Genomic DNA, 13,393 nt, shown 5'->3' on the forward strand with positions numbered 1-13,393 from the left:
ATTTTTTGCCTCCTAATTAAGCAGTTAAATCAGTAACTGCTTACTCATATATTTCCCTTTTAAGCACCCCTACAAACGGAAGGTCACGGTATTTTTCTGCATAATCAAGCCCGTACCCTATAATAAATTCGTTTGGAATATCAAAGCCTATGTAATCAACATCAACCTGTGCTGTTCTTCTTTCAGGTTTATTAAGAAGAGTACAGATTTTAAGTGACGAAGGATTTCTTTTTAATAATTCTTCTTTAAGCTTTGACAGAGTAATCCCTGAATCAATAATATCTTCAACAATAAGGACATCTTTTCCTGATATATCAGTATCAAGGTCTTTTTTTATCTTTAATTCCCCTGATGTTTCGGTAGAATTACCATAACTTGATACGGTCATAAAATCAATGGAAACTTCAGAGTTAATATTTCTTATAAGGTCCGCAAGAAATACTACCGACCCCTTAAGTATTCCCAATGCAAGAATTTTTTTATCTTTGTAATCTTCGGATATTCTATTCCCCAGTTCTCTTATTCTCTTTGCCAGTTCTTCTTCAGTTATTAGAATTTTTTCAACATCTTTTGTTTTCATTTTTTCATCCCCCGTATAGTAAGACAGTATCTTCCGTCTTTCCCCTCTTTTTTATATAATCCCGGTATCCATATAATTTCATCATCTTTTAAAATTATCGGATAGGTTTTTCTTTCTTCTCTTGGTACTTTTTTGTCAATAAAAAGGTCCTTTACTTTTTTGTGACCGACATTTTTTATATATACCTTATCGCCCTCTTTTCTGCATCTTACTTTAAGAGAGGATATGTCAGAAAGCAATATATATTCTTCACCATTTTTTGCCTCTTCGGATATATTTATTAAAAAATCTGCCCCTTTGATTATATTATCCCCCAAAATTAAATCGGAGCAGTATTCTTCTTTGGTTTCCTTCTCTTTAATAATAAATTTATCATACTGAATATATCCGTATACTTTGGAGGAGAGGTTTATTTCCTTCCCTGTTTTAGCATCTTTAATAAGTTTTATAAGACTGTCCAGTTTGGTTTTTGATACTGTTACGTTAAACAGGTTTTTAAGAACGTTTTTTAGCGCTCTTGACAAAACTGCATCATGAGTTTTTGAAAGTATATCAACAGGAAACTGTACACCTTTATTTTTAATTATTCCCGTGTTTAATATATTTTCTACATCAAATGATATATATTCACTATCTTTTTTAAAAATATCTATCGTATTTAAAATAACTTGTTCAGAGAAAGAAAAGTTTTCTTTTAAATACGGAATTAACATAAGCCTTATTTTGTTTCTTAAGTAATCTGTTTTAAAATTAGTTTCATCTGTAACAAAATCCTGATTTATCGAATTTAAGTAATTTTCAATATCTTCCCTTTTTGTTTCAATCAAAGGCCTTATAACATTATCCTCTCTTACAGGTTTAACCGAGATAAGACCATCCGAAGATGCTCCTCTTAAAAGTCTTATAAAAAACGTTTCAACCTGATCGTTAAGATTATGCGCAGTTGCAATTTTAGTCGCACCTGTTTCCTCTTTAATTTTATGGAAAAAATCGTATCTTACAATTCTTCCTGCTTCCTCTTCCGAAACTTTAAGCCTCTCTTTTTCTTCTTTTATGTCTGCATTTTTTATAAAAAAATCCAAATTTTCCTTTTTACATAAATCTCTTACAAAATCTTCGTCTCTTTTTGCAGTTTCTCTTAAGTTGTGATTGATATGACATACTGCAATTTTTTTTATTTTCAAAGTTTCTTTAAGGCTGATAAGCGATTTTAAGAGCGCAACTGAATCAGCACCGCCCGAAACACCGACCAAAACAGTATCACCGGGTGTTATAAGATTATATTTTTTAATTGTTTTTAAAACATTTTTTAAAAAACTATTCATAAGTGTTTTCCATTGTATAGAAGGTAGTATATTCTCCAATCCAGGTAAGTTTTACCGTTCCGGTTTCCCCTGACCTGTTTTTAGCAATAATACATTCACATACATTTTTATCTTCGGTTTCTTCATTATATGCTTCATCTCTGTATAAAAACATAACAATGTCGGCATCCTGCTCTATTGCTCCCGATTCTCTTAAGTCCGAAAGCATTGGTCTGTGATCGTCTTTCCTTTGTTCCACCGCTCTTGACAGTTGCGAAAGTGCAATTAGCGGAACACCAAGTTCTTTTGCTATAAGTTTAAGATTTCGGCTGATTTCGGAGATTTCCTGTTGTCTTGATTCCTTACTTGTTCCACTCATAAGCTGTAAATAGTCAACTACAATCAGTCCAATGTTTTTTTCAAGTTTAAGCCTTTTACACTTTGCACGAAGTTCGGTATATGAAATAGACGGCGTATCGTCAATATACAAAGGAGATGACGCAACAGGCTCCATCGCTTCAATATATTTTACAATATCCTGTTCGGTAAGACTCCCGCCCTTTATTTTTTTATTGTCAATCTTTGCCTCAGAACATATAATCCTGTTGGCAAGTTCTTCTTTTGACATTTCAAGAGTAAAAATGGCAGTAGGAATATTTTGCCTTATGGCAACATTTTGTGCAATATTTGCCGCAAAACTCGATTTACCCATACCCGGTCTTGCTGCAATAAGTATAAGGTTACCCGGTTGCATACCTAAAATTTTACTGTCAAGATATTTAAATCCTGTCGGCAAACCGCTTATGTCAAGACCGTTATTCATTATATCGGAAAGTTTGTGATAATTATCATAAAGAATACTTCTGATGTGCGAAACTTCCCTGTTCTGATTTTGCTGTGCAACGGTAAAAACCTTGTCAATCGCAAGATCCAACATATTGGAAACCGTTCCGTCATCATAACAGATTTTATTGATTTCTTCACTTGCTTTAATAAGGTTTCTTTGAATTGCCTTATTCTTTATGATTTCACTGTACGCCGAAACATTTAATGATAGTGGCATATTATTTATAATTTCTTTTAAGTAGTCATTGCCACCCACTGATTCAAAAGTACCCTGAGATTTTAAAAGATTGCCAAGAGTAACAACATCAATAGGCTGACTTGTGTTAAATAAATCAACCATTGCCTGAAATATATGTTTGTTCTTTTCAATATAGAAATGTCCCGCTTCTGTAATATCTAAAACTTCGGAAATTCTTGCCGGCTCAAGAAGTACTGAGCCTATAACGGCTTGTTCAGCCTCGACAGAATACGGCAATTCTTTAATTATATCCATATTATTATAAAACCTCTGTTTTAACTTTTATTTTAGCAGTAACATCTTTATGAAGTTTAATTTCGACCTCATAAATACCTGCAAGTTTTATATTGTCTTTTAAAAGAATTTTTCTTTTGTCAATTTCAACTTTCAAATCTTTTTTTACTTTGTCTGCTATATCCATTGAGGTAATAGAGCCGAAAAGTTTTCCGCCTTCTCCGCCTTTTGTCGCAATAACAACCTGTTTGCCTTCAATCTGGTCTTTAAGTGCTTTTGCATTGTCAAGTTCAACCTGTCTTTTATGCTCTTCAGACGCATTCTTATTCTTTAAGATATTCATATTATCATTAGTAGCAGGAACTGCAAGACCTTTTTTAATTAAAAAGTTATTTGCATATCCGTCAGAAACGTTTTTAACATCGCCTTTTTTACCCTGCCCTTTAACATCCTGTGTCAAAATTACTTTCATTTTTTATTCTCCTATAACTTCATCTATATTCTTAATAAGTTCTTCCATAACAGCGTTGACATCAGAGTTATCAACCTGAGTACCTGCCGATAACTGATGACCGCCTCCGCCCATTTTTTCCATAACAACCTGCACGTTTATATTGCCTATACTTCTGGCAGAAATCTTACAAACTTCACCATCAGAATATATAACAAATGTTGTTGTAATACCTTTGATATTTATAAGTTCATCAGCAGCCTGTGCAATAACTGTCGTATCATCAATATCTTCGCTGATATACTTACTTATCGCAATAGTATCTTTATAGATAATTGCATCATTTATAATTTCACTTCTTATTTTATATGTTTTAAGGTCACACTTAACAAGTTCTTTTGCTTCTGCAGTATCAAGCCCCGAACGTCTTAAGAAAGATGCTGCCTCAAATGTTCTGACCCCTGTTTTAAAAGTAAAGTTCTTGGTATCAATAAGCATTCCCGCATATAAAGCCTGACATTCTACAGGATTTAATTTTATCTTTTCTCCCATATACTGCAGAATTTCAACAACAAGTTCACTTGTAGAAGATGCGTATGGCTCATGATAAGCAAGGGTAGCGTTATCAATAAATTCAGGACTCTTTCTGTGATGGTCAATTAAAACTACTGTTTCTGCTCCCTCAATTACTTCTTCATAAGGGAAAAGAGTTTTTTTATGAGCATCAACAAGTACAAGCATTCCTGATGAGTCAAGTAAAGATTCTGCCTGATACTTATTTATAATAACATCTTTATATTCTTCATATTCAGCCATTTCATCTATAATATCTTTTAAAGACGGTGTAACCTCGTCAAGCAGAATATATGCATTTCTTTTAACGCTTTTTGCAGCTCTTACTATTCCTAAAGCACTTCCGAATGCATCCATATCGCAATCCGAATGCCCCATAACAACTATATTTTCTTTGCTTTCCATAAGTTCCTTAAGGGCAAGAGCCACAACTCTTGAACGAACTTTGCTTCTCTTTTCAACCTCTTTGGATGCTCCTCCATGAAATGAAAAACCTTTTTTGTCTTTTATAACAACCTGATCTCCGCCACGTCCTAAAGCCATATCTATCGAATTTGCAGAAAATTCTTCATTCTCCAAAGGACTCGCTCCGCCATGCCCTATTCCTATACTGAATGTCAGATGGATTTCAGCATCGTTAACATTAAGAACAAAATCTCTTAATTTTTCAAAATCACGCTTTAAGTAACTTTCAAGGTGTTTCTTCTCAAAATATATATTATATTTATCTTTTTCCTGCTTTTTAATAACTGCATTGGTGTTTTGCGCCCAACCATATATATGTTTATCGGTATCTGCTATTAACACGGCACGCTGGGATTCATTAAGTCCGTTTATTGCTTCATCGTAGTTATCTATAACGATTTTACCAATAACAAGTTCTTTTTCTTCAAGTGTTTTTTTATAGTAAACTTCATCGGTTATATCTATAAAATATACCATTGAATAAAATTTATCTTCCACCTGAGAAACTTTCAATTTATTTCCAAGAATATTATATGTTTTACCTTCAAATTCGACTGTTTCATCTATTTCTTCATTTAAGTCTTCAGATTTAATATGAGGAAAACCGTTTATAAGTGCTTTAATTGAAGATTCGGCAGGTCCGTCATCATAGAATATATCCGCAAATTTATTGTTATACCATATAATTGTATCCTCATCTTTTAATATTGCAAGAGGAAGCATACTGTTTACAACAAAATCCTTTGATATAGAATCAGATGACAAAAACAAATCTTCAAGATATTCATTTAATTTCCTGTTTTTCTTATATGTTGTAAACCAATGCACCATAAAAAGTACAAAAACGCATAACAGTTCAATAAGACCTAACCATACATTAAAATACAAGGTAACAACAGAAAACAGCAAAAGTGCAAAAAAAGACGATTTACTGTTTGTTTTAAATAAGTTAAATATATTTCCTTTATTCATAATATTTTTATATCCAATACTCCCATAATTTTTAAAGGGGTATTCCTTTCCCAGCATAATAAGGTAACTTATATTATAACAAAAGATTTAAATAAAGTCAATTAAAAAAGAAAATGTTTGACTTTATATTAAAATAGGTATAAAATATATGTGGTTGTATAGTATATAATTCAACTATTACATATAAAAAAGGAGAAATCAAAATGGAAAAAGAAAAAGTACTTACAAGATTAACCGATACCGGTGTTGTTGGGGTTGTAAGAGCAACATCTGCTGAAGAAGCAATAAAAATTTCCGAAGCATGTTTAGAAGGCGGAGTTGACGCTATCGAACTTACTTTTACAGTTCCTGGCGCTCACAAAGTTATTGAACAACTTGCTAACCACTATAAAAATGGCGAAATGCTACTTGGCGCAGGAACAGTTTTAGACCCTGAAACCGCAAGAATAGCAATTTTATCAGGTGCACAATATGTAGTTAGTCCATATTTTGACCCTGAAACAATTAAATTATGTAACAGATACAGAGTTCCCGGTATGCCTGGATGCACAACTATTAAAGAAGTAGTTAACGCTATGGAATCAGGCGCTGACATTATCAAAGTGTTCCCTGGCGAACTTTTTGGTCCTAAAATTATTAAATCAATAAAAGGTCCTCTTCCTCATGCAAAGGTTATGCCAACAGGCGGTGTTGATATTACAAACGTTGACCAGTGGATTAAAGCAGGTGCTGCAGCAGTTGGCGTAGGCGGTGCTTTAACTGCAGGCGCTAAAACAGGTGACTTTAAATCAATCACTGAAATGGCAAAACAGTTAGTTGCTAAAGTTAAAGAAGCAAGAGGGCTTTAAAAATCAGGAATTTCATTCAGTTCGAAATTCGAAGTTCGAAGTGCGAAATTAAATGCAAAGTGCAAAGTGCAAAGTGCAAAATGAGAATTTTCCTTTGTTCTGTTGTAAATTTTTGCGCAAAGAAATGAATGATATACTAAAAAGGCGATGTTTTTAGCATTGCCTTTTTATATCTAATAACTGGAGAATAAAAAAATGGGACTTATACATATATATTTCGGTGACGGAAAAGGTAAAACAACTGCCGCAATGGGTTTGTGCGCCCGTATGGCAGGGTGTGAGAAAAAAGTTTTGATTTCGCAATTTTTAAAATGCGGCGACTCAGGCGAAATTCAGCACTTAAAATCATGTGAATTTGTTGAAGTATTAGTTTGTGATAAAAAACGAGGCTTTTTCTATACGATGAGCGAAAAAGAAAAGGAAGAAACAACAAAAGAAATAAAGGATTTGTTTTTGAAAGTAACAAATAAAGCAATTTCCGAAAGTATAAATCTGCTTGTTTTAGATGAAATTCTTGATGTTATAAATCTTGGTATAATTTCGGAAAGTGATGTTATATCATTTTTAAAAACGAAACCTGAAAATATTGAAGTTGTACTTACGGGAAGAAACCCATCAGAAGAACTTCTTGAAATCTGCGATTATGCCACCGAAATGAAAAAAATTAAACATCCTTTCGATAAAGGATTAAATGCACGTTACGGAATAGAATACTAAAGGGATGTTAAAAACTCCAGACCGATTGTAGGGGAGGGCATCCGTGCCCTCCCGTAAATGCAAAATGCAAAAGGCAAAGTGCAAAATGAAGGTAAAGATTTTTTCAAAATCTTTGAAATAAAATAACTTTTTGCTATAAATGAATTTAATCATAAAAGATAATTTGCATATATTGTCTTTTATGATTCACTCGACGTACTTAGTACGCCTTCGGGTGACCCAAAATCAAGGATTTTGGCTAAATTTGTCCATTCTGAAACTTTTTTCCTATCCCCTAAAATAGAGGGCGTTTAAAAATTGACTTTTTAAACACCCTCTTTTTATAATATTATAAGATTTTGTGAAATATGTGAAAATTCTTTTGCTTTTTCATTTTCGCTTACAAGATAATCTATATCACTCAAATCACATTGCTTATACGCCGACTGTGTATAAAACTTTTCACTGTCACATAAGAACACTTTTTCCTTTGCGTTTTTTAACATTGCATTTCTTATTATTACCTCATCTCTTGAAAAATCCCAGATTGTTCCGTCTTTTGTCAGCGATTTAGTTGAAAAAAACATAAAATCGGCATACACATTCTCAAAAATATACTGTGCATCATTACCTAAAAGGCACATTCGGTTTTCATGGCTTAAAGTCCCACCCGAAGAAATCAGATTAAGTTTGGTGTGGGATACTAACGATATTATCTCTATATTATTTGTAACGATAGTTATTGTACTGTTATTAATAAGTTCTGAAGCAAGAAAAAAAGCTGTTGAAGACTGGTCTAAAAATATAGTACTTCCATCTTTTACAAGGGCAGATGCTTTTTTTGCAATTACTTTTTTTGCTTCCATATTATAGTGTGAACGTATAGAAAATGAAGATATATTTGAAAAATTATTTATAAGTTCGGCACCGCCATGAGTTCTCCTTACTATTCCTTTTTGAGAAAGAGTGGTTAAATCTCTTCTTATACTCGATTCGCTCGTGTATAGTTTTTCGCATAAACTTTTGACGGAAACAAATCCGTTGGTTTTTTTAAGTATATCAATTATTTCCTGTTCCCTTTCATTCTTTAACATAATCATTCCCCTTCTTGACTATTTTTGAGCGTTTGCTCATTTTTTTGTGTTATATTCCCTGAATATGATTGATTTTGACTTTTTTATTGATGCTTTTTGACTGTTTTATTATAATATGAAATATAGTAACGTGTCAATAAAAAATATGAAAACGGAGGGGAAATATATGTATGATGCAGTTGTTATTGGTGCCGGATGTGTTGGCGCAATGACTTTAAGAGAACTTTCAAAATACAATTTAAAAGTTTTAATTGTGGAGAAAGAAAATGATGTTTCAATGGGTGCAACAAGAGCAAATTCAGCAATTGTTCACGCAGGATTTGATGCAGAAGAGGGAACATTAAAGGCGAAATTAAATGTAAGAGGAGCCGAACTTTTTAAAACAGTTACAAAGGAACTGGGAGTTAAATACATAAATAACGGTTCAATGGTTATCGCATTTACCGATGAGGACAAAGCGCATTTAGACATATTATACGAAAGAGGAATTAAAAACGGAGTTAAGAATTTGAAAATGCTTACAGGCGATGAAGCAAGAAGAATTGAGCCTAATCTTTCAAAAAATGTAACATACGTTCTTCACGCCTTAGACGGAAGCATTACCTGCCCTTATGAACTGACAATTGCGGCAATAGGAAATGCAATGGATAATGGTGCAGAATTAAAACTGAATTTTGAAGTTTGCGATATTAAAGAAAAAGACGGATATTACGAAATTTACGGGAAAGACGAAATGATAAAATCAAAAACCGTAATAAATGCAGCAGGTGTTTATTCCGACAAGGTTGCTTCTTTTATCGGTGATACATCTTTTACAATTACACCAAGAAGAGGAGAATACATACTTCTTGATAAAGTTAATGGAGATATTGTAAAAAACACAATATTCCGAACACCTTCTAAAATGGGAAAAGGAATTTTAGTATCCCCTACTGTTGATAGTAATCTTATTACAGGCCCAACTTCTTATAATATAGAAGACAAAGAAAATAACGCTACAACTGAAAGCGGTTTTTTTGAAATTATAAAACAGGCGTGCGAAAATGTTGAAGGTGTTAATTACAGAAATACTATTACATCTTTTTGTGGAGTTCGTGCAGTAGGAAATACGGGTGACTTTATAATAACAAGCCCTAAACGTGGTTTTATAAACGCGGCAGGGATTGAATCTCCCGGACTTTCAGCTTCTCCTGCTATTGCAGAATACATTGTTGAAATGTTAAAAGAAGCAGGTTACGAACTTACTAAAAACGAAAACTTTAATCCAATAAGAAAACCTATGCATTATTTTAAAGAAGCATCCATAGAAGAAAAAAATGAAATAATAAAGAAAGATAAATCGTTCGGCAGAGTTATCTGCAGGTGTGAAACTGTTACCGAAGGTGAAATTTTAGAAGCAATAAGAACTAATCCTAAACCAACTGATCTTGATGGTGTTAAGAGAAGAACAAGAGCACAAATGGGAAGATGTCAGGGTGGTTTCTGCTCCCCTTACATTATAAATCTTTTATCAAAAGAATTAAATGTTCCTGTCTGCGAAATTACAAAAGCAGGCAAATCATCATACATTGCAGTTTCTAAAACCAAGGAGGTTTAATAAAATGACAGATTTAGTTATAATCGGCGGCGGTCCTGCAGGTATGAGCGCAGCGGTTGCGGCTTACAAAAAAGGAATTAAAGATATCCTTATTTTAGAAAGAGATGACAGCTTAGGCGGAATTTTAAAACAGTGTATTCATAATGGTTTTGGGCTTCATAAATTTAAAGAAGAATTGACGGGACCTGAATATGCTCTTAAATATGAAGAACAGATTAAAGAACTTAATATTCCATATAAACTTAACACAATGGTTCTTGATATTTCGGAAGATAAAGTTATAACAGCAACTAATACAGAGGACGGAATTTTTAAAGTTAAAGCAAAAGCGATTATTCTTGCGATGGGATGCAGAGAGCGTTCCAAAGGGGCATTAAACATTTCAGGATTAAGACCATCTGGAATTTTTAGTGCGGGGACTGCTCAGAAACTTGTTAATATGGAAGGTTATATGCCAGGTAAGAACGTTGTAATATTAGGTTCGGGAGATATCGGGCTTATTATGGCAAGAAGGATGACTTTAGAAGGAGCAAAAGTTCATGCTGTTTGCGAACTTATGCCATATTCGGGCGGCCTTGCAAGAAATATTGAACAATGTTTAAATGATTTTAACATTCCATTAAAATTAAGTCATACAGTTGTTGAAATCCATGGTAAAGAGCGTCTTACAGGAGTTACCATAGCAAAGGTTGACGAAAACAAAAAACCAATAGCCGAAACAAAAGAATTCATTCCATGCGACACTCTTCTTTTATCAGTCGGCTTAATTCCTGAAAACGAATTGTCAAAATGTGCAAAAGTTGAACTTAATCCTGTTACAAACGGAGCATATGTTGATCAGGACAGGCAAACAAAAGTTGAAGGAATTTACGCCTGTGGTAACGTTTTACACGTTCATGACCTTGTTGATTTTGTATCTGAAGAAGCAGAAATCGCAGGAGAAAGCGCTGCAGATTATATTATGGATAACCATTATGAGAAAACTGACATTAAGTTAGAGGTTGATGGGAAAATAAGATATACTGTTCCATCTCAGATTACTGCTAAAAAAGATGTAAAAGTATATTTCAGGGTTTCAGATGTATTTAGAAACGTTAAGATAAATGTTTCATCGGATAACGGAATTTTACTTTCCAAAAAAGCAGTAAAAGTTGCGCCGGGTGAAATGGAATGTATAACCTTAAAAAAAGAAATGCTCAATGGTATCTCAAAACTTAATTTTTCTTTGGAGGTGTTATAATGAAACGTGAGTTAACTTGTATAATCTGCCCTCAGGGATGCAGTCTTTTAGTAGATTTTGAAGACGGAAAAGTTTTATCAGTTACAGGTAATACCTGCCCAAGAGGTGTGAAATATGCTGAGTCAGAATGTATATCACCAAAAAGAACAGTTACTTCTACCATCAGATGTGACAACAACTCGGTTGTTTCAGTAAAAACTGACAGACCTATTCCAAAGGATAAGGTTTTTTCCTGTATGAAAATTATAAATAAAAAAATTGCGACCTTGCCAATTGTAAAAGGCGATGTAATAATAGAAAATGTATTTGGGGCAAATATTGTTGCAACACAAAATAAAATATAGAGGGTGAAAAATATAGATACAATAAAAATTGATAAGTTAAATACAAAAATGGTTGCTCACAGAGGTGTCAGTAAAATTGAACCTGAAAACACCCTTAAAACATTTGAACTTGCAGGTAAAAAAAGTTATTATGGGATTGAATGCGATGTTCATGTTACAAAGGATAAAAAGTATGTTATAAACCATGACTTTTCTCTTTTAAGAACTTATGACGTTGATATAACAATTGAGGACTCAACCCTTAACGAACTTAAAAAAGTAAATCATCCTATAAACAATGTGCCTTTGCCTGAATATTATGAGTATCTTGAAATTTGTAAAAAATACTTAAAAACGGCGGTTGTAGAATTAAAAGGCGTATATACTTTTGATGATATAGAGGGACTTATAAAAGAAACAAAAAAATATTATAATCTTGAAAACATTATTTTCATTGCCTTTGACCTTATAAATTTAATTAACTTAAGAAAACTTTTACCTGAGCAGAGATTACAGTATCTTACCTCGGAATTTAATGAAGATGTTTTCGATGCGCTTAATAAGTTCAATCTTGACCTTGATATTAAGCATACGGCTCTTACTGAAGAAATCGTTAATAAGGTAAAAAAGAACAATCATATTATTAATTGCTGGACAGTTGATGAAAAAGAAACAGGCGAAAAATATACAGCATGGGATATAGATTTAATAACAACAAATATACTGGAGTAAAATTATGGATAGTATTAAAAATAAAAAACTGTTCTTACTCGATATGGACGGAACAATATATTTAGATAATAATTTATTTGACGGAGTTTTAGATTTTCTTTCCTATATTAAAAAAATTGATGGAAAATATATGTTTCTTACAAACAATTCTTCAAAAAGTGTTGATAAATACATAGAAAAACTTGATTCTATAGGAATTAAATCAACTGCTGACGACTTTTTAACCTCTACTAATGCAACAGTTTTATTCCTTAAAAAAAAGAACTACAATAAAATTTATGCGCTGGGTACAGAATCTTTCAAAGAGCAGTTAAGAGATGGCGGACTTAATATTACCGACAAAATCGAAGACGGAATTGACTGCTTATGTATGGGTTTTGATACCGAACTGACCTTTAAAAAATTAGAAGATGCCTGTATCCTTTTAAGAGATGATATTGATTATATTGCTACCAATCCCGATTGGGTTTGCCCGACATGGTATGGCTATGTACCCGACTGTGGTTCGGTAAGTGAAATGATTTATAACGCTACTAAAAAAAGACCTCAATTTATAGGTAAACCTCAACCCGAAATGATTAATCTTGCAATACAAAAAACAGGTTTTAAAAAGGAAGATGCAATAATTTTTGGTGACAGGCTATATACCGATATTGCAAGCGGTTTTAATGCGGGTATTTCAACTGTTTTTGTGCTAAGCGGAGAAGGAACTATTGAAGATATTGAAAAAAGTGATGTAAAACCGACATACATATATGAAAACATTAAAAAGTTTTATGAAGATTTAATTAAATAGTTTTTTTAAGAGCATTGATTTTGATATGCACCCCAAAAGTGTCTAACTTTTGGGGTGCATATCAAACTTTCTTAAGAAAATTGTCGTTTCTTTTTGGAAAAGCCGAATGGTTTAGATGACATTTGGTTAATATCTCAAAACCTTGTAAAATCAAGGCTTTCAAGCCTTGATTTTTTGCTTGACAGTTATTTGACAGTTGCCAAAATGTTTCTAATAATTCACAGTTTAATTATACCATATTTTATAGCATAATTCAATATCTTTATATTTACAAATTAAAAACAGGGCGTTCGCCCTGTTTTCGTGTTATACGCATATCTTTAATTCTTCTTCATCTTCAAGACCTTTAATAATATGAGTATAAATATTGACAGTTGTTGAAACATCTTTATGACCCAATATTT

At 32.8% G+C, this 13,393-nt stretch carries 13 protein-coding genes; 7 read left to right on the forward strand and 6 right to left on the reverse strand.

Going from position 1 to position 13,393, the window contains the following annotated elements:
* Positions 1–40 precede the first annotated feature (40 nt).
* From hpt to E7419_06215, 5 genes are read right to left on the reverse strand one after another with little or no spacing between them, the layout of a single operon-like run.
* Complete coding sequence (hpt, locus tag E7419_06195; protein ID MBE7014778.1) at positions 41–580, reverse strand: hypoxanthine phosphoribosyltransferase; 540 nt, start codon at positions 578–580, stop codon at positions 41–43.
* Positions 577–1,905 carry a tRNA lysidine(34) synthetase TilS gene (tilS, locus tag E7419_06200; protein MBE7014779.1) on the reverse strand — a complete coding sequence of 443 codons (1,329 nt, stop codon included), beginning with the start codon at positions 1,903–1,905 and terminating at the stop codon, positions 577–579. The genes hpt and tilS overlap by 4 nt, the downstream gene beginning before the upstream one ends.
* The gene (gene dnaB, locus E7419_06205; GenBank protein ID MBE7014780.1) at positions 1,898–3,223 is read right to left on the reverse strand and encodes a replicative DNA helicase; all 1,326 of its coding nucleotides are present in this window, start codon (positions 3,221–3,223) and stop codon (positions 1,898–1,900) included. Before dnaB ends, tilS begins: the two co-directional genes overlap by 8 nt.
* A 4-nt stretch (positions 3,224–3,227) precedes the next feature.
* Positions 3,228–3,674, reverse strand: a complete 447-nt coding sequence (locus E7419_06210; GenBank protein ID MBE7014781.1) for a 50S ribosomal protein L9 — start codon at positions 3,672–3,674, stop codon at positions 3,228–3,230.
* A 3-nt stretch (positions 3,675–3,677) separates the two neighbouring features.
* Positions 3,678–5,720, reverse strand: coding sequence for a phosphoesterase (locus E7419_06215; protein ID MBE7014782.1), 2,043 nt, complete (start codon positions 5,718–5,720; stop codon positions 3,678–3,680).
* Between the two features lie 146 nt (positions 5,721–5,866).
* Between E7419_06215 and eda the strand changes: the two genes are divergently transcribed.
* Both eda and E7419_06225 read left to right on the forward strand, forming a co-directional pair.
* Positions 5,867–6,511 carry a bifunctional 4-hydroxy-2-oxoglutarate aldolase/2-dehydro-3-deoxy-phosphogluconate aldolase gene (gene eda / locus E7419_06220; protein MBE7014783.1) on the forward strand — a complete coding sequence of 215 codons (645 nt, stop codon included), beginning with the start codon at positions 5,867–5,869 and terminating at the stop codon, positions 6,509–6,511.
* Positions 6,512–6,706: 195 nt separating this feature from the next.
* Positions 6,707–7,228, forward strand: coding sequence for a cob(I)yrinic acid a,c-diamide adenosyltransferase (locus tag E7419_06225; protein MBE7014784.1), 522 nt, complete (start codon positions 6,707–6,709; stop codon positions 7,226–7,228).
* A 320-nt stretch (positions 7,229–7,548) separates the two neighbouring features.
* On the opposite strand, the gene E7419_06230 is transcribed toward E7419_06225, so the two are convergent.
* The gene (locus tag E7419_06230; protein ID MBE7014785.1) at positions 7,549–8,307 is read right to left on the reverse strand and encodes a DeoR/GlpR transcriptional regulator; all 759 of its coding nucleotides are present in this window, start codon (positions 8,305–8,307) and stop codon (positions 7,549–7,551) included.
* A gap of 160 nt (positions 8,308–8,467) precedes the next feature.
* On the opposite strand from E7419_06230, the gene E7419_06235 reads away from it, so the two are divergent.
* The 5 genes from E7419_06235 to E7419_06255 are packed head-to-tail and all read left to right on the forward strand — an operon-like array spanning position 8,468 to position 12,989.
* On the forward strand, positions 8,468–9,898 hold the full coding sequence (locus E7419_06235) for an NAD(P)/FAD-dependent oxidoreductase (GenBank protein ID MBE7014786.1): 1,431 nt from the start codon (positions 8,468–8,470) through the stop codon (positions 9,896–9,898).
* A gap of 4 nt (positions 9,899–9,902) precedes the next feature.
* Positions 9,903–11,138, forward strand: a complete 1,236-nt coding sequence (locus E7419_06240) for an FAD-binding protein (GenBank protein ID MBE7014787.1) — start codon at positions 9,903–9,905, stop codon at positions 11,136–11,138.
* Positions 11,138–11,482, forward strand: coding sequence for a DUF1667 domain-containing protein (locus E7419_06245; GenBank protein MBE7014788.1), 345 nt, complete (start codon positions 11,138–11,140; stop codon positions 11,480–11,482). Before E7419_06240 ends, E7419_06245 begins: the two co-directional genes overlap by 1 nt.
* 3 nt (positions 11,483–11,485) lie before the next feature.
* Positions 11,486–12,193 carry a hypothetical protein gene (locus E7419_06250; GenBank protein ID MBE7014789.1) on the forward strand — a complete coding sequence of 236 codons (708 nt, stop codon included), beginning with the start codon at positions 11,486–11,488 and terminating at the stop codon, positions 12,191–12,193.
* A gap of 4 nt (positions 12,194–12,197) precedes the next feature.
* Entirely contained in the window at positions 12,198–12,989 is a 792-nt protein-coding gene (locus E7419_06255; GenBank protein ID MBE7014790.1) for an HAD-IIA family hydrolase, read from the forward strand.
* The last annotated feature ends 404 nt before the right edge of the window (positions 12,990–13,393 follow it).

The organism is Oscillospiraceae bacterium (assembly GCA_015068525.1).
Lineage (GTDB): Bacteria > Bacillota > Clostridia > UMGS1840 > HGM11507 > SIG450.